Annotated in this window: 25 protein-coding genes and 1 pseudogene; 17 read left to right on the top strand and 9 right to left on the bottom strand. The window is 49.6% G+C overall.

Annotated features, from left to right (window positions below; all coding sequences use genetic code 11):
• From Q368_RS27335 to Q368_RS0121815, 8 genes are all read left to right on the top strand, one after another.
• Positions 1 to 286 (top strand): ATP-binding protein (locus Q368_RS27335; protein ID WP_029461150.1); only part of this gene is annotated, 286 nt, incomplete at its 5' end.
• Positions 287 to 496: 210 nt separating this feature from the next.
• Positions 497 to 826: an H-NS histone family protein gene (locus Q368_RS25165; protein ID WP_084158958.1), complete on the top strand. Its 330-nt coding sequence runs from the start codon at positions 497 to 499 to the stop codon at positions 824 to 826.
• A 6-nt stretch (positions 827 to 832) separates the two neighbouring features.
• Positions 833 to 1,129: a hypothetical protein gene (locus tag Q368_RS0121825; RefSeq protein ID WP_029461149.1), complete on the top strand. Its 297-nt coding sequence runs from the start codon at positions 833 to 835 to the stop codon at positions 1,127 to 1,129.
• 69 nt (positions 1,130 to 1,198) lie between these two features.
• The gene (locus Q368_RS25160) at positions 1,199 to 1,714 is read left to right on the top strand and encodes a thermonuclease family protein (protein ID WP_162179672.1); all 516 of its coding nucleotides are present in this window, start codon (positions 1,199 to 1,201) and stop codon (positions 1,712 to 1,714) included.
• Positions 1,704 to 2,222 carry a KfrB domain-containing protein gene (locus Q368_RS26110; RefSeq protein ID WP_156955842.1) on the top strand — a complete coding sequence of 173 codons (519 nt, stop codon included), beginning with the start codon at positions 1,704 to 1,706 and terminating at the stop codon, positions 2,220 to 2,222. Before Q368_RS25160 ends, Q368_RS26110 begins: the two co-directional genes overlap by 11 nt.
• A 728-nt stretch (positions 2,223 to 2,950) precedes the next feature.
• A complete protein-coding gene (locus Q368_RS0121820) occupies positions 2,951 to 3,310 on the top strand; it encodes a type II toxin-antitoxin system RelE/ParE family toxin (RefSeq protein WP_029461148.1) in 360 nt (119 codons plus the stop codon).
• A gap of 61 nt (positions 3,311 to 3,371) precedes the next feature.
• A complete protein-coding gene (locus Q368_RS25155) occupies positions 3,372 to 3,716 on the top strand; it encodes an XRE family transcriptional regulator (RefSeq protein WP_084158956.1) in 345 nt (114 codons plus the stop codon).
• A 424-nt stretch (positions 3,717 to 4,140) separates the two neighbouring features.
• On the top strand, positions 4,141 to 6,432 hold the full coding sequence (locus Q368_RS0121815) for a nitric-oxide reductase large subunit (protein WP_029461147.1): 2,292 nt from the start codon (positions 4,141 to 4,143) through the stop codon (positions 6,430 to 6,432).
• An 88-nt stretch (positions 6,433 to 6,520) separates the two neighbouring features.
• On the opposite strand, the gene Q368_RS25150 is transcribed toward Q368_RS0121815, so the two are convergent.
• From Q368_RS25150 to Q368_RS25140, 4 genes are all read right to left on the bottom strand, one after another.
• Complete coding sequence (locus Q368_RS25150) at positions 6,521 to 6,871, bottom strand: DUF488 domain-containing protein (RefSeq protein WP_084158955.1); 351 nt, start codon at positions 6,869 to 6,871, stop codon at positions 6,521 to 6,523.
• 20 nt (positions 6,872 to 6,891) lie between these two features.
• Complete coding sequence (locus Q368_RS26105) at positions 6,892 to 7,119, bottom strand: hypothetical protein (RefSeq protein ID WP_156955841.1); 228 nt, start codon at positions 7,117 to 7,119, stop codon at positions 6,892 to 6,894.
• 125 nt (positions 7,120 to 7,244) lie between these two features.
• Positions 7,245 to 8,516: a multiheme c-type cytochrome gene (locus tag Q368_RS25145; RefSeq protein WP_084158954.1), complete on the bottom strand. Its 1,272-nt coding sequence runs from the start codon at positions 8,514 to 8,516 to the stop codon at positions 7,245 to 7,247.
• Between the two features lie 236 nt (positions 8,517 to 8,752).
• Entirely contained in the window at positions 8,753 to 9,298 is a 546-nt protein-coding gene (locus tag Q368_RS25140) for a cytochrome c3 family protein (protein WP_084158953.1), read from the bottom strand.
• 589 nt (positions 9,299 to 9,887) lie between these two features.
• Here Q368_RS25140 and Q368_RS0121805 point away from each other — a divergent pair.
• On the top strand, positions 9,888 to 10,208 hold the full coding sequence (locus Q368_RS0121805; protein ID WP_245611438.1) for a DsrE family protein: 321 nt from the start codon (positions 9,888 to 9,890) through the stop codon (positions 10,206 to 10,208).
• A gap of 189 nt (positions 10,209 to 10,397) precedes the next feature.
• Here the strand turns inward: Q368_RS0121805 and Q368_RS0121795 are convergent, their stop codons facing one another.
• Positions 10,398 to 11,591, bottom strand: coding sequence for an anaerobic nitric oxide reductase flavorubredoxin (locus Q368_RS0121795; protein WP_029461144.1), 1,194 nt, complete (start codon positions 11,589 to 11,591; stop codon positions 10,398 to 10,400).
• 35 nt (positions 11,592 to 11,626) lie between these two features.
• On the bottom strand, positions 11,627 to 12,169 hold the full coding sequence (locus Q368_RS0121790) for a hemerythrin domain-containing protein (protein WP_029461143.1): 543 nt from the start codon (positions 12,167 to 12,169) through the stop codon (positions 11,627 to 11,629).
• Positions 12,170 to 12,978: 809 nt separating this feature from the next.
• Between Q368_RS0121790 and Q368_RS26100 the strand changes: the two genes are divergently transcribed.
• The 7 genes from Q368_RS26100 to Q368_RS26085 all read left to right on the top strand — a co-directional run bounded on the left by Q368_RS26100 (position 12,979) and on the right by Q368_RS26085 (position 19,969).
• Positions 12,979 to 13,332, top strand: coding sequence for a hypothetical protein (locus Q368_RS26100; protein WP_156955840.1), 354 nt, complete (start codon positions 12,979 to 12,981; stop codon positions 13,330 to 13,332).
• Between the two features lie 361 nt (positions 13,333 to 13,693).
• Positions 13,694 to 14,275 (top strand): hypothetical protein, encoded by a 582-nt coding sequence (locus Q368_RS26095; RefSeq protein ID WP_156955839.1) that lies wholly within the window; start codon positions 13,694 to 13,696, stop codon positions 14,273 to 14,275.
• 505 nt (positions 14,276 to 14,780) lie between these two features.
• The gene (locus tag Q368_RS24205) at positions 14,781 to 16,580 is read left to right on the top strand and encodes a DUF3560 domain-containing protein (protein WP_052360338.1); all 1,800 of its coding nucleotides are present in this window, start codon (positions 14,781 to 14,783) and stop codon (positions 16,578 to 16,580) included.
• Between the two features lie 508 nt (positions 16,581 to 17,088).
• The gene (locus Q368_RS0121780) at positions 17,089 to 17,781 is read left to right on the top strand and encodes a SprT-like domain-containing protein (RefSeq protein WP_029461141.1); all 693 of its coding nucleotides are present in this window, start codon (positions 17,089 to 17,091) and stop codon (positions 17,779 to 17,781) included.
• Positions 17,782 to 17,952: 171 nt separating this feature from the next.
• Entirely contained in the window at positions 17,953 to 18,705 is a 753-nt protein-coding gene (locus Q368_RS25135; protein WP_084158952.1) for a ParA family protein, read from the top strand.
• Between the two features lie 2 nt (positions 18,706 to 18,707).
• Positions 18,708 to 18,980 carry a hypothetical protein gene (locus Q368_RS26090; RefSeq protein WP_156955838.1) on the top strand — a complete coding sequence of 91 codons (273 nt, stop codon included), beginning with the start codon at positions 18,708 to 18,710 and terminating at the stop codon, positions 18,978 to 18,980.
• A gap of 110 nt (positions 18,981 to 19,090) precedes the next feature.
• Complete coding sequence (locus tag Q368_RS26085; RefSeq protein WP_156955837.1) at positions 19,091 to 19,969, top strand: replication initiation protein; 879 nt, start codon at positions 19,091 to 19,093, stop codon at positions 19,967 to 19,969.
• A 93-nt stretch (positions 19,970 to 20,062) separates the two neighbouring features.
• Here the strand turns inward: Q368_RS26085 and Q368_RS25130 are convergent, their stop codons facing one another.
• Positions 20,063 to 20,890 (bottom strand): aminoglycoside phosphotransferase family protein, encoded by an 828-nt coding sequence (locus Q368_RS25130; RefSeq protein WP_084158951.1) that lies wholly within the window; start codon positions 20,888 to 20,890, stop codon positions 20,063 to 20,065.
• The gene (locus Q368_RS0121770) at positions 20,887 to 21,531 is read right to left on the bottom strand and encodes a recombinase family protein (protein WP_029461139.1); all 645 of its coding nucleotides are present in this window, start codon (positions 21,529 to 21,531) and stop codon (positions 20,887 to 20,889) included. The genes Q368_RS25130 and Q368_RS0121770 overlap by 4 nt, the downstream gene beginning before the upstream one ends.
• A 167-nt stretch (positions 21,532 to 21,698) precedes the next feature.
• Here Q368_RS0121770 and Q368_RS25125 point away from each other — a divergent pair.
• Positions 21,699 to 22,151: pseudogene (locus Q368_RS25125) on the top strand (DUF4158 domain-containing protein); the annotation flags it as partial.
• A gap of 37 nt (positions 22,152 to 22,188) precedes the next feature.
• Here Q368_RS25125 and Q368_RS27330 read toward each other — a convergent pair.
• Positions 22,189 to 22,471, bottom strand: a 283-nt coding sequence (locus tag Q368_RS27330) for an ATP-binding protein (RefSeq protein ID WP_029461138.1), incomplete at its 5' end; no start/stop codon positions are given.

Below are 22,471 nucleotides of genomic sequence, written 5' to 3'. Positions count from 1 at the left end.
CACCTTCCTGGCTGAGCGCTATGAGCGCGGCAGCGTGCTGATCAGCAGCAACCTCGTGTTCTCGCAATGGGACAAAATCTTTAAAGATTCCATGACCACGGCGGCGGCCATCGACCGGATGGTCCACCATTGCGTCATCCTGGAGCTGACCGGCCAGAGTTACCGGAACCAGGAAGCGCAAAAGCGGAATGCGGACACTCAGCTTCGCGGCAATGACCACGGACGCGGCGCTGAACTCATACCCGAAGATCGCTTGGCTGAAGCCGAGGTGCGTGCACAAGAATAGTTGTCGTCAGTGCCCAGGAGTAATTGACGCTGAGCAGGCACAGCACGGCCCCGCAGGCGGCATCACTTTGAGCCTGGGCACGAGTTGTGATAGCAAGTGCTAGCATTATCGCGACCATAGCCGCACAAAGTCGTTTCATGGCGGTCCTCCCAGGGGTTGAACTGACGTCAAAATTGAAAGTTTGACGGAATATCGTCTAGGTGGTAGTTTATGTCAAGCACCAACGCTCAAAATGATTTTGAGTTTGTTACCAACAGACTTCCAAATCTATCAAAACAGGAATTATTGAATTTACAGAAGGAAATAGACAGAGAGTTAAAGAGACGCGACGCCGCTGATAAAGCAAATGCTCGAAAATTGATTGCAGAAATTGCCCATGAGCACGGGATAGATTTGGACTACCTCAACCAAAAGAAAGTAAAATATCGCGACCCCGATAATCCATTTAATTCATGGAGTGGAAAAGGGCGTAAGCCTAAGTGGTTTATCTTAGCTATAAAAAAGGGGTATACTGAGGACGACCTCAAAACAGAGAGGTGAAGCACTATGAAAACAGTGTTCGGCTTCTTTTTAAAGCTGCTAGAAACAGCTATTAAACTTATTTTCTTTATAGTTTTCCAGGTTTTCTTATGGCTGCGTCCTGTCGCCCGCTTCTTGTTAGGCCTTAGCGCATTTGGCGGTTTAGTGGGTGCGGCCATAGTTTTGCTTGGGATGCATGGGCCGCAGAAGTCTTTCCTTATCTATGTCTGTTTTGGCATAGGGGTCGGTTCACTGTCACTCATGTGGGTTTATGACTCTATTCTTTTTCGGTTGAGTCCTCGACCGCTGATCGTGTTTAACTAAATTCTTTTTTATTTTTTGGTCGATGTAGCCCATTTGGGAGGTGCTTTGATTTAAATAAGGAGATCGTACTTGCGTATTTTTCTATGTCGTTTTTCTCTCCTCTTGTGTTTTCTTTCAATTCCTTTTCCTTCTTTTGCCTATACCATTTCAGGAAAAGTTATTCACGTCCTTGACGGTGACACTGTTGATATTTTGTCTGTCGGACAACAATTCCGTGTCAGATTGGCAGAAATTGACGCTCCTGAAATTTCTCATGGCCGTGACAGTGGGCAACCTTTCGGTCAAAAGTCGCGCATAACATTAAGTAGTATGATTGCTGGGAAAACGGTCAACATTGTTTATACAGACGTTGACAAATACGGTAGAGCCATAGGGACTATCTTTTGCGACAACGTAAACATCAATGCTTCCCAAGTTCTCTATGGAATGGCTTGGGTTTGTCGCCGCTACTCACATTCTGATTCTCTTTTGCGATTGGAAGCGGAGGCTAAAAGCGCTCATCGTGGCTTATGGGCTGATCCGAACGCCGTCGCGCCTTGGACATTCCGCCACGCTAACTTGCGAGGTCAGATCAATGACAACTGAAGATGATGGTTTTCGATCTAAGCGCACGAAAGACCCTGAAGCCGTAAGCAATGCAGAAATGGAAAAAGCTGTAACAGAAGCGGCTTTAAAAATTGACTCAATCCAATTTGATAACCCTGATGGGATGATACCTGTCTTACAAATGGATTCAAAGTTGCCTGCTAGTCAACAATTCCGTGCTTATTTTAAGGCAGATTTGCTTGCACACACAAATGACGTTGACGTAGAAAAACGCTTGAGCATTTCAAAATCTGAGCCAGGGAAAACATATACTGGCCCTATAATAGGCTATAGTGATAGCTCTTTCTGGCAGGACATTGGTAGTTTAATTGTCCAACACGAGAAAAGGCTCCTCGTTGGAGATTTAGCAAAACGGAGGCCTGTCGCGGGTGAAACACTCGAAATAAGCTATAAAAACGGTGCTATTGGCTTGATCCGGCAAGCGCAATCGGGGCTAGAAAAACAACAGAAGCCTTTGCAAAAAGACTATGGGGATCGAGGGAGATAGTTTTTTTGCGTGTCCCTTCGCTGCGCTCGGGCCGGGCTGTCGTGCTTGCGCATCGAGCCGCTACGCGTCTCGCCCCTACGGGCTTCCATCCCTCACGTCTGCGCGCTGCGCTTGCTTTCTTTGCCACACGCCCATTCGTTGTTGCTCCTTGGCCTGATGCGCGAGGGGGGGGTCGCCCCCCTCTCACACTCTCCGGCGACCAGGGGACTACAAGCCCCCTGGACCCCTGCCCGCCCCCGGCCCTTTTCGGGAGGCCGGGGGAAGACCGGCGCGCTCCGCGTCGCCTTCGATCCTCACGACGAAAACCCCGCAGAGGTACGCGGGCGACGGCATGGCCATGGGCAATGCAGGCCGGCGCGCCAAGACGCGCAAAGCCGCTGTCTTGGCACTTGGCTTGCTTCCTGCCCACGGCCAAACGCCCGCATCACATAATTTTGCGGGCCTTCGGGGCAGGGGGCGGCGACAGGCCTTGCTTGAAGTGAAAGGCCCTGCCGCCACCCCCACGCCCCGAAGGGCGCTTGGGGGAAGGCAAAAAGCCAAAAGCATGAACAAGGAGAGCCGACATGACCCTCAACGACGTGAAGCTGATTGGCCGGTTGGACTTTCCCCTCCCAATGTGATTTTTCCTGAAGAGGCCAACGCGAACAGGCTGGAAGTACAGGTGGTTGCAGGTCTTTGGTTTTGGCAGCATACTTGACAATATTCCTTCAAAGGAATAGATTTATCATATGAGCTGCGAGGTTGAATATACTGACGAATTTGAGCAATGGTGGGAAGCTCTCACTGATTCTCAGCAAGAAGATGTTGCAGCGATTGTTGAGGAATTAGAACGAAGAGGCGCTAACTTGCCTTACCCGTATTCAAGTAAAATACAGAGTTCAAAATATTCACATATGAGGGAATTACGCATCCAAAGCGGTGGTCATCCACTTAGGGTTTTTTATGCTTTCGACCCAAGAAGGATAGCAATGCTGCTTATTGCTGGCGACAAAACAGGTGATGATATGTTTTATGAACACATGGTTCCTGTTGCTGATAATTTGTACGCTGTACATATTGAGGAGCTTAAAAAGGAACAAATTAAATAAGCGTTTATTACATCCGGTTTGATTTTATCAACCTGTAATGTTGTGGATATTGGTTATTTTTATGGCTGGTAGAAAGTCATTTGCAAAGTTGCGTGAAGCCATGACGCCTGAATCGCGGGAACGTGCGCACCAAAAGGCGCTTAAACTTCGAGATGAAATGGACCTTGCGGAAATCCGCAATGCCATGCAGCTTTCGCAAGAAGAGCTTGCGAGCGCACTTAAAATTGGTCAAGCCTCTGTTGCGAAGCTCGAAAAACGAACAGATATGTATTTAAGCACATTGCGTCGTTTTATTGAGGCAATGGGGGGAGAACTGGATATTGTTGCACGGTTTCCAGATCATTCTATACCAATTAAAACATTTTCCCAAATACGGGGAGAGGATAGAGAAGAAGTTACTGCATAAGCGCCAAAATCGGCCCCGGCTTCGGCCGGGGCTTTTTTTGGGTCTTCATGTCATGGCTTTGTATTGTATCGTACCAAACAAAGCTTTGGCTTCCTGTGTCTCCTTCCGCCGGCGGGTTGTGGTTTTGCGGATCGGGGGCGGCGCGGAGCGCGCCGGTCCTTCCCCTGGCCTCCCGAAAAGGGCCGGGGGAAGGGTGGGGTCCAGGGGGCTTGTAGTCCCCTGGTCGGGGCAGAGCCCGAGAGGGGGGCAACGCCCCCCTCTCGGATGTTTTGCGCGTCCGGACGCGGTGCTTGCCGCACCTCGTGTATTTTCCAGAAAAAACGAGGAACTTGATTCCATTTTTATCCTATTTACGATAATAGCATTGCAGACTTGTCCATTCTAGTCCACTTGGGCCGCCATCGATTTGCCAAAGGGGGGAGCCATGCACACCGATTCTAGCAAAGATACTGCTTTATCGTCCTGGTGGCGCAAGGGAGTTCTTCTAGCACTTGCAATCGGATTTACAATTGAAATCATGGTAGCTTTTTATTCTTACAAGAATGCGCCACCCATTCCAGAGAAAATAGTAAACCAGGAAGGCAACGCAATTATTACCAAAACCAATATTCTAAACGGGCAAAAAATTTTTTTAAAATATGGATTAATGGAAAATGGATCTATATGGGGTCACGGCGCATATCTTGGACCAGATTTTTCAGCCCAATACCTCCATGAACTCGGCCAAGACACAAGGCAACTCATTGCGAGATCACAGTTTAGCAATGACTTTAACAAGTTGCAACCAACTGAGCAACAAACCGTTGCAACTGAAGCAACAAAACTGCTCAAAACGAACAGATATGATCCAGCACAAAGCACGCTAACATTTAGTACAGAAGAAATATATTCTTTCAAGCAACAAATAAAGTATTGGCAGAACTACTTCAGTGACGAAATTGAGAATGGAGGGCTACAAAAAAAGTTTATCTCAGATGAAAAAGAGCTATTCGACTTAACCTCTTTTTTTGCATGGACAGCCTGGGCATCGATTGCGAATAGACCAGGAGAAAATTATTCATATACCAACAATTTCCCTTATGACCCAGAACTTGGCAACAAACCAACAAGCGAGACAGTACTTTGGAGCGCGTTAAGCCTTATCACTCTTCTTACTGGAACTGCCTTAGTTTTATTTGTTTTCGGCAAATTCGACTACTTGGGCTGGAAAGGATCTGGCGAGCACATTCACCCACAAATGCTCCCCGGTGTTTCAAGCCCAACGCAACGAGCAATCATCAAGTATTTCGTGGCAGCAGCCCTTCTGTTCCTCGTGCAGGTTCTCGTGGGCGGAGCGACCGCCCATTTCAGAGCCGATCCTGGCAGCTTTTATGGTTTTGACTTAACAACCATTTTCCCGAGCAATATTTTACGCACATGGCATTTGCAATCGGCAATCTTTTGGATTGCGACATCATTTGTGGCAGGCGGCCTCCTTCTCGGGCAAGCTCTCGGCGAAAATGAACCACGGGGACAGATCCCAGCTATCCACGTCTTATTTGGGGCACTCGCATTTGTTGTCATCGGCAGTCTTCTTGGAGAACTGGCGGGGATACACCAAAAGCTTGGCGATCTTTGGTTCTGGTTCGGTCACCAGGGCTGGGAATATCTCGATCTTGGCCGAGGTTGGCAGATATTGCTTGCGATAGGTCTCATTGGCTGGGTCATCCTCTTACTGCGAAGTGTCATGCCCGCTTTGCTCGATGAAAACCGTCGAGAAATCTCGACGCTCTTTCTGCTTGGCGCCCTAGCCATTCCTGTTTTCTACCTGCCAGCGTTTTTCTTCGGCTCAACGACAAATTATACAATAGTTGACAACTGGCGTTTTTGGATCATCCATCTGTGGGTAGAAGGTTTCTTTGAACTCTTTGTGACCATCATGGTTGCTGTTATTTTCTTTAGACTCGGAATGGTTACACGAAAAACAGCTGTCAGGGTCATCTATCTTGATGCGATATTATTTCTTGGAAGCGGCATTGTTGGAACAGGGCATCATTGGTACTTCAGTGGCCAAACAAATCTCAACATGTCTTTATCAGCCCTCTTCTCTGCCATGGAAGTTGTACCTTTAACTTTGCTCACTTTGGATGCTTGGGATTTTATCAAGTTAACAAGGTCCCAATGTTCGGTATGCGGGGAGCAGATCAATATCCCTCATAAATGGGCCTTTTATTTCTTGATGGCTGTCGGATTTTGGAATTTTGTAGGCGCGGGGATATGTGGTTTCCTGATCAATTTGCCAATCATCAGCTATTTTGAAGTTGGAACCCTTCTCACCCCTAACCATGGGCATTTGGCGCTTATGGGTGTCTTCGGCATGGAAGCCCTAGCGCTCATGGTCCTCACATTTCGCCAGGTCTTGTCGGATGCCCAATGGGCTGGGCCTGAACGGTTTATTCGCATTTCCTTCTGGGGGCTTAACATCGGGTTAGCCCTAATGGCCATCGGGAGCCTGTTCCCTGGTGGCGTACTTCAATTCTTTGATGTTCTGCAGCACGGGTATTGGCACGCTCGCAGCCTTGAATATTTGGGGAAAAGCCTGACCCGTACCATCGAATGGGCGAGAATGCCAGGAGATGTGATCTTTATAGTAGCCGGGGTCGTGCCAATGGTCATTGCGGCGGTTATGACCTATTTTCGAATGAAAGCTTCAACTTTAACCAAGCAACCTAGCTAACAAACTCGAAAACGACTCAACAATTACTATTCAGGAAGGGAAGTCGCAACATATGAGACTTCCCTTCCTTTAAATATTCCCAAGCAATTTAACCAAGCTCTAATATCTCTTTCAGACAAACAGCGTTGTTAAGCTTTGTATCTTTTGCAGAATAAATCAAAGTAACAACACTGCGAGAAGCTTCCTCCCTAAGTTGCAGAAGAATATCTGAGAGCAAAGGGTTACTCAACTCGTCGCGATATTTTTCTTTAAATTCTTCCCACTTTTCTGGATCATGGCTGAACCATGTTCGAAGTGCCGTGCTCGGAGCCAATTCTTTTAGCCAACCATCAATTCCTGCTCGTTCCTTGGATATTCCACGCGGCCAAACCCGGTCAACAAGATAGCGTTTTCCATCATCCTGCACTTTCTCTACATAAACACGCTTTATTTTAATCATCTCGCACCATTTTTTGACATTCAGCCAGGATACTTTCCGTTTGACTTTGAAAAAATAGCTTGAACCAATTTTTCGACATCAACACGAAGTTTTACGTCTTTAAAAAACTCATCTGGCAAAGACGCCAAAAGTAGGTCGAATTCATTCCGTGGAAGTTTAGTCTTTTTCCAAAGCCGCAAACCTTCATATTCTTTCCGAGAAATCCCTAGCAATACCCAGGGTTTTTCTTTTCCGAACAATGTCTTCATACGAATCCTTATGTTGCAGGCATTTTATACCCATTAGCATCACCTTTAGCAACACCATAACAAAAAGAAAAGGCTCGGAGAAACAATTCCCCCGAGCCTCACTAAACACCGCCTCTACTCACCTCTTATTTATGGGAGTTCACCTCTGTTGGCATATTCGTGTCTCCGCCTTTGCCTGGAAAATCTTTATAGACAAATGCAGGGGTGTTTGTTGAGATCATATGATGCGCCTGCTCTTGCAGTTCGCAAAGCTTTTGCTTGCATTCATAAAAGCCATGCCACCACGAATAGTCTGGAGCCATCATAGCAGTTCCCATCCGGGCTCTTCGCCCTTCATAGTGCCACAACGAATAAAAATCCCATTGAAACTTAGTCTGAAAAAATGGCGTTTCAGGGATAAGCTTCTTAGCATAAAGCTCATCTAGTAGAGCTTTTGCAGGTTTGTAGTAAAGCTCGTCAAAGTTCTTTACTGCTGCATCAATGCGAGCATACTGACCTTCTGTCCAGGTTGAGCCATGGCATTGATTACAAACAGCTTGCATTTTTTTGCGCTCAACTTCCCAATTAGTCTTTGCAGGAAATGCTGCAAAGTCTTGCGGTCGCACAGTTGTTGGCGCTTGCAATTCCCAGGACAGGCGTTCTGTAACATCATGGCTTCCCAAAACCGAGCCTGAACCTGACATATGGCATGAAGCGCAAGTAGGACCGCGATAGTCCACACCTGGGGTCCATGTACCGGGTGCAGCATTCCAATTGTAGGTATTGCCAAAAGCAGCGTAGATATCACCATGCTTAGATTCTTTAAAAATTTCCGTTTGTGGATGATCTGGACCAAGGTGGCACTGCCCGCAGGCTTCGGGTTTTCGCGCATCCATAACCGAAAATCTGTGCCGGGTATGGCAACTCGTGCAGCTTCCAAGGCTGCCATCGGGATTAACTCGCCCGACGCCGACATTAGGCCAGGTCGAGGCATCGAGTTCCCCCTTCTCATTCGTCTTTAACACAGAGCCATGGCAAGTATAGCAACCTGTGGTTCGCTCAGTTTGATTGTTTAGCCCTTGACGAAGCCAAGGATCAATTTTCCAAATAATCTCTAGGGTATGAGCATGTTTACTGCGGGAATACTGCTTTACTTCGTCAGGGTGACAACGAGAACAATCTTTTGGGGTGACAACCCCAGCAATCGGCACACGGTACTCTGCCGTCCCCCACTTGTTATCTGAGCGCTCGTACTGCTTATAATGCTTTTTACTAACATCAGGATCAAACTCCTGGGCTTGGTGGCAGTCAATACAGGTGATGTTCGCTGCTGCATGTCGACTGGCCGCCCAATCCGCAAAAATCCCCGGAGTTTCAACTTTGTGGCATTCTATACACGCCTGAGCTTGTTTACTCATCCCCCGTTCAAGACGAAATTCCTTGGCTTTGGGAAAATTCGCCTGCGTTTGGGTTTCAGGTGCAAGAGTTTTTTATTTTCCTGCGCTATAGCAAAAAATGCTGTACATAGAACTATACCTGCCGCAGTTCCAATCGCTACCCATCTTCTCACCCTCTTCATGTTTCACCCCACCTCCTACGAGCATGTCAGTATCTGTTAATGTGTCTGGTTCTAAAAACCTTTCTACCACACAGACTACCTGGAATCAGAATCACAGGATAAATACTTATAATAAGGACGCTGAACATGAACCAAATTCTGATGGCAGTCCGTACAGCGTTTTTCATACCCCGGCATCGGATAAAGCACCTCTCTATGAGCCAACATAGCGCCACGTTTCTGTGTAATGTACAATAAATTTCTATGACATTTTAGGCATTGATCATTCTTTATATCATGAGCAGCTTTAGCACGATTAAGACTGTGGTCATACTTTGATTGATCTTCCGTGAAGTGCGCAAATACATCTTTGATACCATGCAACGATTTTGTATAGAAAAAATTTATCGTATCTTGTGGTGCAGGCAGATGACAATCCATGCAATCAGCCACAACTCCACGAGAATTATTTGCATGAGAAGATGTGCGCCATGCGTTATAGGCAAATTGTATTTCGTGACATGAAGCACAAAAAAGAGGGGTCGAGGTGCGAACCATTGTATAATACAAGAGACTAAACAATGGGAACGCCAGCACGACACCTAATCCCAAAAACAAGATAGGCTTCGTAATTTTTTTCATACCTCCTACCCTTCTCCTCATTACAGCATTTTCGGCGTTTGTTTGTAAGCTAGGTTCCGAGCGTCAGCAGATCAAACATCCAACTAATTCAGGAGGAAACACTTCCAATTCGTTAACATGATTAATCAGCTTAAATCCATCAGATGCGTCCAGACAGCCACACCGTGGAGCAGAAGGGTTGTGACAAAATGGAGGCCGGGCAAAGACACGAGACCTTCTTGTCCTGCCAGGAGCCTGTCGCAATCGCAGGAAATTCTGCATCAATATCCATAGGAATCAGCAAGTCAGACGATGACCTGTCGAGTTTGGCCTTTGGAGGGACTCAGGAGGTACTCCACCAAATGACATAACCGCCCCGTTGCGTAGAAAATTATATTTCGATTAAATCACAAATTCCTCTAGAAAAATTTGACTTAAGTCAAAGACAAACGCGTATCAATTTTAATTAACTGATTTATTTGAAAAAATCTGATCGCCACCTAGCACGCACATGCTTTGCGCGAGCTCGCTTGGATTGAAAAGCAATTTGCTTTTCCTGCTTGGTATTGATATCTGATTTATCTATCGAATTTGTAAAAAGGCATCAAAAATGCAAATCCTTATCATCCTTTCGAGTAATTCCCCAGAAATCAAGTGGAACGCTATCCGCTTCGGCAATTTCCTGTTAAGTTCCGACGAAGACGTCACGATTTTCTTGAACGGACCAGGAGTTGATCTTTATAACGGAGACTCTGGACAATTTCCAATCGCCGAGGAAGTGAAGCTATTTGCTTTGAGTGAGGGTATGCTTGCAGCTTGAGGGAAGTGCATGATCATCCACGGGGTGGATGAAAGCGAATACGTCAAGTGCTCCAATATGAAAACGCTTTACGAGCAAGTCAAAACCGCCGACAAGATCATAAACTACTAGAGAAGCGCCCATAGTGTTAAAAATGACACCATGAGCACTTTCTACTTCAAATAGATCAAGTAAAAATTGTTTTGTCAGGCTCCTGCGTCATTGACGCTTTTTACGCCAAACAACGGTCGAAAATTAATTTTGCCAAGCTTATCCAACGGGAGGGACAATTTTGCCAGACCGCTGACTTGGATGTCGTCGTCAGCCCGCAAGGCTCTGGCTGAATACGCGACCAAAGTCCCGGCACTGCCCTAGCGCGTCGTCGTCCGGATTCCAAAGGACGCGAATGCCATCGGAGATAACTTCGAATCCGCATTCCTTCAGTTGTGCCGTGAGAAGCTTGACGGACTCTCCACTCCAGCCGTAGGCCCCGAAAGCCGCCGCTTTTTTTCTCTTGAAGCCCAAGCCGCGCACCATCTCTAAGAAACCGCCCAGGGACGACAAATACCCCCGATTTATAGTTGGGGAGCCAACGAGCAAGGCTTTGGAACGGAAAACCTCCGTCACGATATCGTTCTTATCGGCCTTGGCGGCGTTGAAAAGTTTCACCACCAGGGTCGGGTCGGCTTCGTGCACGCCTGCGGCAATGGCTTCCGCCATGCGCCGCGTCCCGTTCCACATGGTGTCGTAGACGATAACAACCTGATGTTCCTGGTAATCCCCGGCCCACTCCAAATATTTGGTGACGATCTGCATGGGATTGTCACGCCAGATGGTGCCATGACTTGGGCAGATCATCTTGAGTGGAAGGGCAAGTCCGGCGAACTCCTCGATCTTGCGTTTCACCAGTGTGCTGAAGGGAGTGAGGATGTTGGCGTAGTATTTGATACATTCTTCCATGAGCAGGCAAGGATCAACGAGATCGTTGTACATGCCCTCGGAAGCGAGATGGTGACCAAAAGCGTCGTTGCTGAAGAGAATCTCGTCACCTGTCAAATAACAGAACATGGTGTCTGGCCAGTGGAGCATGGGAGCTTCGATGAAGAGCAGTTCTCGACTTCCCAAGCTTAGGCGTTGGCCGGTTTTGACTACCTGGAAATTCCAATCCTGGTGGTAGTGTCCTCTCAGGGACTTGACACCATTGGCTGTGCAAAAAACGGGCACATTCGGGATGAGCCGCATGAGCTCCGGCAATCCTCCGCTGTGGTCGCTTTCGGCATGGTTGGCGATAATGTAGTCGATACGGCCGAGGTCCACGACGGTTTTTAGCTGGTCGATGAACTCGCCTGCGAATGGAGCCCAGACCGTTTCCACCAAGGCCGTCTTCTCGTCCTGCACGAGATAGGCATTGTAGGTGGAGCCGCGATGCGTGGAGTATTCTTCGCCGTGGAAGCGTCGCAATTCCCAGTCGCGTTTGCCAACCCAGGTAACGGTATCGGTGACCTCGAAACTCATGCCTGTCCCTCCTTTTCGGGGGCTGCCTTCATGGTTCATTCTGGCAGATATTCGGCGGCCAAGTCATCCAGAAGCCGGTGAAAGGCCTCGTGCCTGCCCGGTCCGATGCGTTCCTCTTCCAGGCGCTCGAAATCCTCGTGCATCGCCGTCAGGGCGGGCGTGCCCAGCAGATGTTCGGCCATGGGGAACAAGACCGTATTTTCTTTGGCGATGTGCTGGGTTAGCAATTCGATGTAGGCCAAGGCCGGGGTGGCGAAGGATCGGGGGCCGACGCTGCTTGTCAGGGCGGCGTCCATGTCGCGGATAAGCCCCCGCCCGAGGGCATGTTCGTGAAGCATGACCCCGATGGGACCGCCTTCACGCGGCATGCCCGCAGCCTCCAACGCAGGGAAGAGGATGTCTTCCTCCTTGCCGTGGTGGCATTTGTCGGCAAAAATTTTGAGAAAATCGAGGATGCTTGTAAGCTCGGCGGCGGGAACGGTTCCACCTGCCTCGATGTGCCTGGAGAGTGCCCGCATGACGTCCAGCATGTGAAGAATACCTTTATGTTCCGCTCGCAGGTCGTCTGTCGCTGTCATACGCTCCTCGTAAAGGACTTTTTTGTTTTTTTATACGCGGCCAGGGGCTTTGATGCAAGTAGCCTTGGTTTTTTTCCGACTAGGGGTAAACCCAACACGGTCACCTTACCGCGCCACCGAGGTGGGAGCGTTTTGATCCGCCACCGTTCCGCCGTCCTCGGCAAGTAAGGCCTGCTCGTAGGAATACGATTGAGGAAGTGGGTGTCCCCTTCCGCCGGCGGGTTGTGGTTGTGGATCGGAGGCGACGCGGAGCGCGCCGGTCTTCCCCCCGGCTCCCCCCAAGAGGGCCGGGGCATAGCGGGGTCCAGGGGGCTTGTAGTCCCCTGGTAGGGGCAGAGCCCGAGAGGGGGCAACGCCCCCATCTCGGATTTCTTGCGCGTCCGGACGCGAATCTTCCTCGCGTCCGGACCAACGTTCCGCACCTGGTTCTTTGACCAGGTGCGGGACCAGGCGCGCGAGGCTGGCCAGATCCTTTGCGGCAAAAAAACGGTGTTGGGATCTCAACTCACAAAAAATGAGTGTCGGGGTTCGAGGAGATCCACGTGGAGATCCTTGTCGGGGTATGCCGGCGGACGGGGCATGTCGTGCGCGTGCTGCACACGAAAGGGCGGATTCGTATGCGCGGGGCGCACGGAGGAGGCGTCCCGGGCCGCCTCGATGCGGGCGGGCCGGGGCAAGAGGCTGGAATGGTTTGTTTTGGTCTGTCTCGGAATGGATGATATGTGAACTTTGGGAATTTACGGTAGCACGCCTCACGAGTATATCACACCAAGAACAAAAAACCACCAACCATCTAAAAAGGAATAACCATGGGAACAAAACAAAATCAGGGGATAGAAGTTGATTGGGATCAAGTACATCAATCTAACTTTGAAAACGCAGCCTTTAACCCCACACAGTGGATAGGAAAGGCTATTGATCTTTTAGTAACTGCAAAAAAACTTGAACCAGAAATTATTGACGTTTGGGCTAAAGTTGAAAAATGTCTTGACGATCCAACGATTCCAACTCCTGCTAACTACTTGCAGGAATCTTACTTTATGCTGGCATCTTTTGCCGTAGAAAATTTATTAAAGGCTAGACTAGTTCAAGACGAGCAGACACACTACAGAGCAAAATTCCGTGAAATAATGGCATCCGATTTATCTTTGCAAAAAAATTAAGTGCCGTATTTCCTAAGCAATTGAAAACACATGATTTATACAAGCTTTCAAAACAGTTGAAGTTAAAATTAAACGAAGGAGAAGAGGACTTGCTTAGGAGACTATCCCATCATGCAACCTGGGCAGGTCGATACCCCGCCCCATTGAACCATAAGGATTTTCCCGGATTAGTGCGTTTCTCAAACGGCAAAATATTTACTTTGAGATGGTTTGGAAGCAACGATGTGGAAACAATCAATAAATTTGTTGCCAGCCTCCCGGAACGGCTCGGCTTACATATCTCCCACAAGTGGCCGGTTGAGTAACTGACCTTCCCCGCTGTGGCAACACTGGCGATTTTTCGTTTAGAAAGGAAGCAATAATGGAATTAGGTAGCCTTGCTGTAAGCGGTTCTTTGAAAGTTGGATTGCATATATCGACAAATTATAAAAGGCCTGTGTTAGAAATATACCACTATGTAAAGAATCAAATTGGACCGGAGTATGAATTTAATGTTCCTAAAGGATCAAGTGGGGTTGAGCGTGAAACCATCAAGCATAGGTTCCAAAATATTTCCATTTGTTTTGTGCTTACAAACATTGGCGGTGTCCGTGCTGAGGACGTAGAGCTAAAAATCTCTGGAGAGTTAAAAAGAGACAAACCCCGAGAGAACTTTGGTGGAATTTTTAATTGCATTATAAGCCAAATAGCACCATCCCAGGTGCTGTTTCTCTTTAGTTTTGACCAACATGATTTGTATGAATATCCAGAAGGCGGCGGGCAACCCGTTGGCAATAAAGACAAGACGTTTACAATCACGATGGCATATAATGCCCCAAAGGGTTTTATTAACAATATGCTTTCATTCTTTAAGAAAATTCGTGGGAAAAAACAATTTTTTAGTACCTATACGTTTTCCCCAAAAATCGTTATCGGAGATTTGCCTCCGCCGGAATATCTTTAATTCCGCGTTGTTGGCTGAACCACATACGCGTCAGCCACGACACCCCCTGGTGCGTGAGCTGCGCGCCGAGCCCCGCCCACGCGGGGCTCTTTGTTTCCCGGCGCCCCCCTCTCGCGCTCTCCGACGACCAGGGGACTAAGCCCCCTGGACCCCTCGCCGGTAAATGCCAGTGACCGGGCCTGCTGGCCCGGATCACTTCCCCCTGGTGGTGGCCACATCCAGATCACAACGAAACCCCCGCAGAGGTACGCGGGCGACGGCATGGCCGTGGGCAATGCAGGCCGGCGCGCCAAGACTGCGCAAAGCCTCCGTCTTGTCACTTGGCCTGCTACCTGCCCACGGCCAAACGCCCGCATCACATAATTTTGCGGGCCTTCGGGGCAGGGGGCGGCGACAGGCCTTGCTTGAAGTGAAAGGCCCTGCCGCCGCCCCCCACGCCCCGAAGGGGGCTTGGGGAAGGCAGAAAACCAAAAGGCCAAAGACAAAACGCCGGGAGGTATCCGCCATGATGACCGCCACCTATTCCCCCGAAGACAATAAATTGCGTTTGTACAGCGATACCCGCCTTGATGCCGACACTTGCGCCGAGCTGAAGGCCGCCGGGTTCAAGTGGGCACCCAAGCAAGACTTGTGGGTTGCCCCCATGTGGACCCCGGCCCGAGAAGATTTTTTACTGACCCTGTGCGGCGAGATCGGGGACGAGGACACCAGCCTTGTGGACCGGGCCGAGGCCAGAGCCGAACGATTTGACACCTATTCCGACAAACGGGCCGCTGATGCCGTCCAGGCCCGGGACGCTGTTTCGCGCATTGCCGATGGTATTCCGCTCGGTCAGCCTATCCTGGTGGGACACCACAGCGAAAAGCGGGCGCGCAAGGATGCCAAGCGCATCGAAAACGGTATGCGCCGGGCGGTTAGCATGTGGGAAACGTCCCAATATTGGAAGGACCGCGCCGCAGGAGCCTTGCAACATGCAAAGTATTTGGAGCGTCCCGACGTTCGCGCGCGTCGGATCAAAAAACTTGAAGCAGAAAAACGCAAGCAGGAGCGCGACAAAAAGCAATCGGAAACCGTTATGAAGTTGTGGGCCAATGACGCCGCCGCTATCAAGCGCAAAGATGGTGTGGAAATGACCTTTTTAGACAGGGCGCTTCACATCACAAATCTTTATGACCACACGCATTTTTGTTTTCCCTTGAGCGAGTACCCCCGCGAACTTCCTGCCAGTCAGTACGAAGGAAGCATGAGCCTTTACAGCGCCCTTGATGACGACATCATAACGCCCCAACAGGCCGCCGCCCTTTCTGTGCCGGCGCACGAGCGGGCTATTGCCCATTGTGACCGCTGGATTGCCCACTATGCCAATCGTATTGCCTACGAGCAGGCCATGCTTGCCGAGGACGGCGGCACGGTGGCGGATCAAAACGCCCCCCGCGTCGGTGGCGCGGTGCAGTGCTGGGCCTCCCCTCGCGGCGGGTGGTCCTACATCCAAAAGGTCAACAAGGTGACCGTGACCGTGCTGGATAATTGGGGCAACGGTGGCCGCGATTTCAAGCGCACCATCCCCTTTGACAAGCTGGCCAGGATCATGAGCCCGGAAGACGTACAGGCCGCCCGCGAAGCTGGCCAGCTTTCGGAGCTCGGGGAGATCGGCTTTCTTTTGCACGACGGCCCGAAGACGCACCCCGTGGCCACCGAGGCCGCGGCCAAGGACCAGGGCACCGAAACCGAATTTGAGGCGTTGAAAGAAACCCTCAAGGCCGGCCCCGTCGCCGTCGTGGCCGTGCCGCAACTCTTCCCCACGCCGCGCGACATCGCCGCCCAGCTGGTAGCCGCCGCCGGCATCGAGGAGGGGCAAACGATCCTTGAGCCGAGCGCCGGAACCGGCAACCTTCTTGATGCGGTCCCACACGGCAAAATCACTGCCGTAGAGATCAACGCAGGATTGGCGGCCAGACTTCGGGAGGCCTACCCGACGGCTACGGTCAAACAGGCCGATTTTTTGACCTGCAACGGCGATCTTGGGAAATTTGATCGAATTTTGATGAATCCGCCTTTTGAAAACGCCGTTGACATCAAGCATATCAAGCACGCCCTCGGGATGCTGAAACCCGGCGGCATGTTGGTTGCTTTATGCGCCAATGGCCCCCGCCAAAACGAGCAATTGCGCCCCCTGGCCACTACGTGGGACGTGTTGCCCGAAAACTCCTTTCAGGCCGCCGGAACAAGCGTCAATGTGGCCATGCTCACGATACGTCGCCCCCTGGTTTCCGTCCGGGCAATTGTCCAAGCAACCCTTTTCTAGGGCCATGGACGCGAGGGGCCGCCCCCTCGCGTCCATCCTCCCGAAGCCGGCGAGAGGGGGTTTCGCCCCCCTCTCGCGCTCTCTAGCGACCAGGGGGAATGATTCCCCCTGGACCCCTCGCCGGTAAACGCCAGTGACCGGGCCTGCCGGCCCGGATCACTTCCCCCTGGTGGTGGTCATGGCCAGATGCACGACGAAAACCCCGCAGGTGGTACGCGGGCGACGGCATGGCCATGGGCAATGCAGGCCGGCGCGCCAAGCCTCTGTCTTGGCACTTGTCCTGCTACCTGCCCACGGCCAAACGCCCGCATCACATAATCTTGCGGACCTTCGGGGCAGGGGGCGGCGACAGGCCTTGCTTGAAGTGAAAGGCCCTGCCGCCACCCCCACGCCCCGAAGGATGCCGGGGGAAGGCAAAACAGCCAGAAGGCGAAAGACAAAGAAAAGCCCCTGGCCGGAACATGCTAAACCCTTTAGAATGTATCGTACCATACAGGAGATAAAAGCCATGGCAAATAAACCAGAACTTACGAGTGCAGAATATACCGGGATTGAAACGGCTTATGGTATTTTTAACGCGCGTTTTTTTGACGGTGAATTGCCGGACTTGCTTATCACCTACCAACGCAAGGCGGGATCGTGCGGCTATTATTCCCCTGGCCGGTTTGAGCGCCGCGACGGCTCGGGACGTGTCCCGGAACTGGCGCTTAACCCGGCGGTTTTTCGGCACCAATCAGATATGGAAATTTTGCAGACCCTTGGCCACGAAATGTGCCACCACTGGCAATTTTGCTGCGGCAACCCCTCGCGCACCGGCTACCATAACACCGAGTGGGCCAACAAAATGGAATCCATCGGCCTCATGCCCTCCGACACTGGCCAGCCTGGGGGGCGGAAAGTCGGACAACGGATGGCGGATTACGTCATTCCGGGGGGGCTTTTCGAGCAGGCTTGCCAGAACCTTTTAGCCTCGGGGTTTCGTTTCAACTTCCAAAGCATCGAGGGGCCAGAGCCGGCCCCCATCCCGACCGGCGCAGGCGAGGCGGAAGGGGAAGAGGGAAGCGGCCAACCTAAGCCCCACAAGCCCAAGGCCAAGAGCAAAATCAAGTACGCATGTCCGTGTGGTCAAAATGTGTGGGGCAAGCCTGGGCTGGCGATCCTTTGTGCCAAGTGTGGCCATGCGTTCGAACAAGCGCTTTAACGCTTTAACGCTTTGGAGTTTTAGCACTTTAGAGTTTTAGCGCCAAAGCGCTAAAACGTGTTGACGATAAAACGCTTTAGCGTTAAGGTGCGAAAACATTTAAACGTTAAGACGCTAAAGCGTGAAGACGCCTTGGCGTTAAAACGCTAAAACGTTAAGGAGTTAAAAGCTATGCGGATCATAGCGTTCGCAAACCAGAAGGGCGGCGTGGGCAAAACCACCACGGTTCATAATTTGGGAGCAGCTCTGGCCAGGATGAAACGAAAGGTCCTTTTGATAGATTTAGACGCACAGGGCAGTTTAACCGCGTCCTGTGGGTTTGCGCCGGATGATTGTCGAAGCCTATATGAAGCTTTGGAAGGAAAAGCCCACTTAAACGAAATTAAAATTCCTGTTGAAGGTGTTCAAGGCCTAGAACTTGTACCCGCTGGGATCGATTTGGCACAAGCAGATTTGGCTTTTGCGGCTAGAATTGGTCGCGAAAATATGCTTCGTAAGATTCTTAATAAAGTTACTGAATTCGATTATGTATTGCTCGACTGTCCACCAAACCTTGGGTTAATAACATTGAATGCTCTTGTCGCTGCAAAAGAAATTGTAATTCCAGTACAAGCAGAATACCATGCCTTGAGAGGTCTTGAACTGCTACAGGGAACTGTAGCAATGGTTAAAGACCTGAATCCTACTTTAAGTGTTCTTGGTATTGTCGTCACCTTTTTCGACAAACGAAAAACACTAAATCGCGATGTATTCAATGAACTTCGTAAGGCTTTCCGGGAATTGCTATTTGATGTTCGTATCAGGGACGCGGTTGCCCTGGCGGAAGCGCCGAGCGAGGGGCAAGATATTTTCGCCTACCGGCCTGCATCTGCCGGAACCGAAGACTATGAACGTCTAGCGAAAGAAATTGAGAGGAGGGGGTAGTTATGGGACTCGGAAAGAAGAAACCAGAATTGAAGAGTGAATTGTTTCGGAGCACCGAATCTGTAGCACAAGTTGAAAATATACATCAAGAAAAGCCACAGCGTATAACCGCTTCCGAAGTTAATGTAGAGAAAAACCCAAAAGAACGTTTCTCTTTGTATCTCGAACAAGAAACAGCAAAAGGCCTGCGTGTGTATGCCGCGAAGCATGATATAAAAAATGTAAGTGGGTTCATTGCTGGATTGATCGGTAAATTTCTTGAAGAAAATACCTAACGCCATCTAGTCTTGTGCGTCTAGTTGTTAAACCCTATTAAAAGGCCCGGTGCTGCGAACACCGGGCCAGCCTCCCGGCAATCGCCGGGATCGGTCAAAGGAGTGACCCAATGACCTTCACGAGAGACTCTAAGCAGATCATTGACGAGAGACAAGCCCTTAGTAGAGGGCTCCAGGCACACGAGGAACAAGAAGAGGACCACAAGAACACGCCGATTCAAGATAGTGAGGCAGTGACAAGAGTTAAACGTAGCCGTCTTGTGCAACTGTCGCTAGTGCCAGAATTGGTTCCTGCTGCGAATGCGGCAATTCGTTCGTGTTTATTTACGACAGGCGTAGGCCAAAGAGAAATGTTTCATGACTACAAGCAAATAATAACTTGGCATAAAAATTTAGTCATAAGATATAAAGGTGAAGAATTAAGACAGGATGATTGTTCGCTTTGGATTCAGCTTTGTAAAAAGGCCACGTTAAGTCCTCAGTTCCGTGTTTCATGCTCATTTTATCAACTTTTAAAAGAATTGAAATTAACAGATACAGGGCCAAATAGAAAAAAACTAAGGGAGCAGCTTGACCGCCTTTTTGAAGGTAAGCTACATATAACTTTTGGAAATATTGAATATAAAGGGTCAATATTGCCAGAGTTCGCAATAGATAGTAATGGTAAAATCGTTGCAAATCTTAGTATTACAATTTCTAAATTGCTTGGAATCCATGATTTTTCTATGCTTAATTGGGATGTACGACTTTCATTGCCTCCGACAAGTCAATGGTTTCACGGGTTTTTGAAGTCACAAAGCGGACCAGACGTAATTATTTCATGGGACAAAATTAAGGGATTATCCGGCTCTAAGGAACATAATATGGATAATTTCAAGAGGAATTTTAGGAAAGCAGTTATAAAGCCGCTGCAAGGTGTTGGTTTTATATTGTCCGCCAGAACTCAAAAAGGAAAATTACACGTCGTCATTGATAAAAGTAAAGGATAGCTGCCGTGGCTTAAAAGGGGTCAGTTTGGATATCGAAAATTATTGTACGTTAAGGCTAATTTTTAATCGCAAAAGTTAACTTTAACTTCCAGTTCAGTAGTGCAGTTCAGATAGTGCCAGCTCTGCTATTTTCGTTGTAACAGTGACCGGGCCGTTACTTTCCAAAGACCAAGCCGCTGATAATCCACACCATGCGCAGATCCACATCAGCAACCTCTCTCTGTCCAGACCGGCAGTTTCGGTCACGATATTAAGTCGTTGTTTAAATATTTCCGGGACAACGGCTATTCCAGAAACTGGATTACCAAGGTCCGGATTTGTGAAAATATTCGCATAATCGAACCCTCGCTCACCTTTTAAGCCTTTCGGGTCAATTGCCAGCCAACCGGATGACCCAAAATCAAGGACGTTAGCGTGATGCAAATCGCCATGTAGCGTGGTCACATCACGCGGCGAAGATAGCAGATCTTCAGATATTTCTGCGCACTGTTTCAGAATCCCCCCATATATCCGGGCGGCTGGTTTAAGGGCGTGGAACCAGTCATGAAGAGAAGTAAGTTGTGGTATTGGCTGTTTCCGACCTATGTGCAACTGGTTTGCTGTAAGGCACAGAATACGGCAAGCCTCTGTGTCCTGACCTTCTCTGGACATCGTGGGCAGAGATGCGGGCCCCGTGGCACGCTCCAGAAGAATTGCCTCATTTTCATGGGAAATTACCGGGGCAGCTCCACTTCCTCCCCACCATGCCATAAGTGCATTACCTCTTTGTTCTTCCAGGTCATCGGTAATTTTCAGCATCGCTTTTATGCCATCGGTTGATGTTTTAACCGGGAGGAGTTGTGATGTATGCGTTACGAATGGTGAGCCGTCTGGGATGAGTTTCCAGCGACTCAGCCAGGGCGCGAACTTGTATTTTTTCATAAATCTTTATCTCCCTGCCGGTAAAGGGACTGTATACGGCAAACTTGTGAGCAACTATAGCCCGTAGCCTCAGCTGTTTCCTGAATGCTCAGTTTCTTGACCTGCCGGTAGTACAGGACTTTCTGATGCCGTTCCTGATCAGCCTGTTTACCCCGGTATTTTCCCAGTGTATGCGCGCGTTCAATTCCCTGGCGTTGCCGCTGGCGGCGGCTCAGCCAGTCCTTATGCGACATCGCGGCCATCAGATCGATAAGCATATTATTGATAGCTGTTATCACGGCGCGAGTGATTGCGTCAGCCTGCGAAGGGTCTTTATCTGACAGCGCCTGCCATGAAGTGGGCACATCCAGGCTGACAATCCGCAGCTCGTGTTGTTCGATCTGCTTTTTCAGCGTCATCCAGTCGCTGTTACTCAGACGGGTCAGGCGGTCTATCTGCTCGACCAGCAAAATATCATTGCGGTGACTGTCCATCAGTAAGCGTCCCAGTTCCGGGCGGTCAAGTTTTGTACCGCTGATGTTCTCCCGGTAGTAGCTGGCTATTTTATGTCCTCGTTCCTGAACAAACTGCTCCAGCATCTCTTTTGCCCGATCGGCGAACTGATCTTCCGTCGATGCCCTCAAATAAGCTCTGATGAACATTTTTTCACCACGTTATCTCATTTAAGTTATTGCATTAATACTATCGCATATAGGTTATGTCATTCATCGTGTGCCGTCACGTTTTGGTTGTGGCGTCAGGGTGTACCCTTATGCGATAACCATTTTTGTTAAAAATACCGCATCGGATAATTTATGAGGAAAACTATATGGCAAGGAGGCAGATTCTTTCTCTGTCGGAAAGAGAATCATTACTGGCATTACCGGACGATGAGTTAACGCTGACACGAATGGCGTATTTTAGTGAGCATGATCTGGCACTTATTAGTGCCCACCGTAAACCAGCCAGCCGTTTTGGTTTTGCCGTCCTTCTTTGCTATCTGAAAAATGTCGGCTTTGCACCGGATAAAAAAATCCCACCCTCTGATGCGCTGCTGAAGCATATCGCCAGCAGGCTAAAACTTACCGGGGATCTCTGGCCTGCTTACCTTTCAGGCAGGGATACCACCAGGCGCGAGCATTTAACCGAACTGTACCGCTACCTTGGTGTAAAGGCGTTCACCGGCAAAATACAGCAGAACTGTATTACACACCTGCTGCCGATGGCGACACGCACCGATAAAGGTATTCTCCTGGCTGAAGAGTTACTAATCTATCTCCGGCTGCTCAGCGTCAATTACTCCTGGGCACTGACGACAACTATTCTTGTGCACGCACCTCGGCTTCAGCCAAGCGATCTTCGGGTATGAGTTCAGCGCCGCGTCCGTGGTCATTGCCGCGAAGCTGAGTGTCCGCATTCCGCTTTTGCGCTTCCTGGTTCCGGTAACTCTGGCCGGTCAGCTCCAGGATGACGCAATGGTGGACCATCCGGTCGATGGCCGCCGCCGTGGTCATGGAATCTTTAAAGATTTTGTCCCATTGCGAGAACACGAGGTTGCTGCTGATCAGCACGCTGCCGCGCTCATAGCGCTCAGCCAGGAAG

The sequence above is a fragment of the Solidesulfovibrio alcoholivorans DSM 5433 genome (genome assembly GCF_000702665.1).
Lineage (GTDB): Bacteria > Desulfobacterota > Desulfovibrionia > Desulfovibrionales > Desulfovibrionaceae > Solidesulfovibrio > Solidesulfovibrio alcoholivorans.
Note: the sequence above shows the minus strand (reverse complement) of the source record. Positions and strands in the feature narration are given on the sequence as shown.

Bases quoted from the DNA above. Each gene is read 5' to 3' on its own strand.
- Q368_RS25165 (WP_084158958.1), top strand. From the start codon at position 497: ATGTCAAGCACCAACGCTCAAAATGATTTTGAGTTTGTTACCAACAGA.
- Q368_RS0121825 (WP_029461149.1), top strand. From the start codon at position 833: ATGAAAACAGTGTTCGGCTTCTTTTTAAAGCTGCTAGAAACAGCTATT.
- Q368_RS26110 (WP_156955842.1), top strand. From the start codon at position 1,704: ATGACAACTGAAGATGATGGTTTTCGATCTAAGCGCACGAAAGACCCT.
- Q368_RS0121820 (WP_029461148.1), top strand. From the start codon at position 2,951: ATGAGCTGCGAGGTTGAATATACTGACGAATTTGAGCAATGGTGGGAA.
- Q368_RS25155 (WP_084158956.1), top strand. From the start codon at position 3,372: ATGGCTGGTAGAAAGTCATTTGCAAAGTTGCGTGAAGCCATGACGCCT.
- Q368_RS0121815 (WP_029461147.1), top strand. From the start codon at position 4,141: ATGCACACCGATTCTAGCAAAGATACTGCTTTATCGTCCTGGTGGCGC.
- Q368_RS25150 (WP_084158955.1), bottom strand. From the start codon at position 6,871: ATGATTAAAATAAAGCGTGTTTATGTAGAGAAAGTGCAGGATGATGGA.
- Q368_RS26105 (WP_156955841.1), bottom strand. From the start codon at position 7,119: ATGAAGACATTGTTCGGAAAAGAAAAACCCTGGGTATTGCTAGGGATT.
- Q368_RS25145 (WP_084158954.1), bottom strand. From the start codon at position 8,516: ATGAGTAAACAAGCTCAGGCGTGTATAGAATGCCACAAAGTTGAAACT.
- Q368_RS25140 (WP_084158953.1), bottom strand. From the start codon at position 9,298: ATGAAAAAAATTACGAAGCCTATCTTGTTTTTGGGATTAGGTGTCGTG.
- Q368_RS0121795 (WP_029461144.1), bottom strand. From the start codon at position 11,591: ATGAGTTTCGAGGTCACCGATACCGTTACCTGGGTTGGCAAACGCGAC.
- Q368_RS0121790 (WP_029461143.1), bottom strand. From the start codon at position 12,169: ATGACAGCGACAGACGACCTGCGAGCGGAACATAAAGGTATTCTTCAC.
- Q368_RS26100 (WP_156955840.1), top strand. From the start codon at position 12,979: ATGGGAACAAAACAAAATCAGGGGATAGAAGTTGATTGGGATCAAGTA.
- Q368_RS26095 (WP_156955839.1), top strand. From the start codon at position 13,694: ATGGAATTAGGTAGCCTTGCTGTAAGCGGTTCTTTGAAAGTTGGATTG.
- Q368_RS24205 (WP_052360338.1), top strand. From the start codon at position 14,781: ATGATGACCGCCACCTATTCCCCCGAAGACAATAAATTGCGTTTGTAC.
- Q368_RS0121780 (WP_029461141.1), top strand. From the start codon at position 17,089: ATGGCAAATAAACCAGAACTTACGAGTGCAGAATATACCGGGATTGAA.
- Q368_RS25135 (WP_084158952.1), top strand. From the start codon at position 17,953: ATGCGGATCATAGCGTTCGCAAACCAGAAGGGCGGCGTGGGCAAAACC.
- Q368_RS26090 (WP_156955838.1), top strand. From the start codon at position 18,708: ATGGGACTCGGAAAGAAGAAACCAGAATTGAAGAGTGAATTGTTTCGG.
- Q368_RS26085 (WP_156955837.1), top strand. From the start codon at position 19,091: ATGACCTTCACGAGAGACTCTAAGCAGATCATTGACGAGAGACAAGCC.
- Q368_RS25130 (WP_084158951.1), bottom strand. From the start codon at position 20,890: ATGAAAAAATACAAGTTCGCGCCCTGGCTGAGTCGCTGGAAACTCATC.
- Q368_RS0121770 (WP_029461139.1), bottom strand. From the start codon at position 21,531: ATGTTCATCAGAGCTTATTTGAGGGCATCGACGGAAGATCAGTTCGCC.